This is a genomic window from Mycobacterium talmoniae (assembly GCF_001854525.1).
GTDB lineage: Bacteria > Actinomycetota > Actinomycetes > Mycobacteriales > Mycobacteriaceae > Mycobacterium > Mycobacterium talmoniae.
This window is the reverse complement of the sequence record NZ_MLQM01000346.1, coordinates 1-1,083: the sequence shown is the minus strand read 5'-3', so window position 1 is coordinate 1,083 and position 1,083 is coordinate 1. Positions and strand designations below refer to the sequence as shown.

Below are 1,083 nucleotides of genomic sequence, written 5' to 3'. Positions count from 1 at the left end.
TCCCTGGTGAGACGGATGTCTTTGGACGGACAATCCATCGATACCGGGAGTTCCGCTGCCCTACCGGTACCCACAACGGCGTGTCACACTTGCCACACCAATCACACACCTAACTGCGCGGCATTGGCTCTAACCGGCCGCGACACCACGCAGGCGCGTGAGCGCGACGACGAGATCACCCAAAATAGAGCGTGTCGAAAACCGCCGCCGCTGATATCGTTGATCTGTGACCATGCTCCGCTACGACTATGAGCTCATGACCGGGATGCACATAGCATCCACGGTGGCCTTGTCGTATGCGGGCACCGTTGACGCAATCGCTCAACTCGGGTCGAGTGAGCAGCGTAACGTCGTCTGGCAGCGACTGTGCTTCCGGTCATTTCGCCACTCTTCCGCCCCGTCAGTGGGCGTGTGCCCCGGCCGGAAGCAAGGGCCAGAAGAAAAACCTCACACATCTCTTAGCTTTGCCGTTTTCGCTGGCAGGAATGTCGCCTGACATTCCTGTAGTTGGTCGCGCCCAATTACGTTGGGCTGCAGTAGAACACGACAAATAATCCAGTAGACATCGCGTCTTCAACGGCGCATCATTTCCTACCAGCAACGCACCCGGACCTTCGTGTGCACAGCGGCGAGGCGGCCCATTGTTGCTGCCTTGTAGGCACTTTGATAACTACACAGCGATGGCATTCGCGCTCGTGGCGAAACCTTCGGTAGACGCGCCTGGCTCAAACCCAGGTGCCGGTAACTCCGGCGTGCAGGTTCAAATCCTGCCGAGCGCACGCATGCCCCGCTAGCCCAACTGGAAGAGGCGCTGGATTTAGGCTCCAGAGGTTGGGGGTTCGACTCCCTCGCGGGGTACAGCGCGCCGCTAGCTCAGATGCGTAGAGCAACTGGCTCTTAACCAGTGGGCCCAGGGTTCAAGTCCCTGGCGGCGCACAATATTTCACGCTCCGTTAGGGTAAGTCCCCTGGGGTGGTGGGGTTTCGGGACCGGGGCTGATCTGGACGGATCCCTGTTGGGGTGTGTCGATACCGGGCTTGGGGTGGGCCATCGCGTAGTGGTCAATGAGTTACCTACCAAAGT

3 tRNA genes are annotated in these 1,083 nt (G+C 59.4%); all 3 read left to right on the top strand.

The window, feature by feature from the left end:
- Positions 1–689 precede the first annotated feature (689 nt).
- The 3 genes from BKN37_RS27260 (at position 690) to BKN37_RS27250 (ending at position 936) form a co-directional block, all read left to right on the top strand.
- Positions 690–779 (top strand) — tRNA-Leu (locus BKN37_RS27260).
- A 5-nt stretch (positions 780–784) separates the two neighbouring features.
- Positions 785–858 (top strand) — tRNA-Leu (locus BKN37_RS27255).
- Positions 859–862: 4 nt separating this feature from the next.
- Positions 863–936 (top strand) — tRNA-Lys (locus BKN37_RS27250).
- Positions 937–1,083 lie beyond the last annotated feature (147 nt).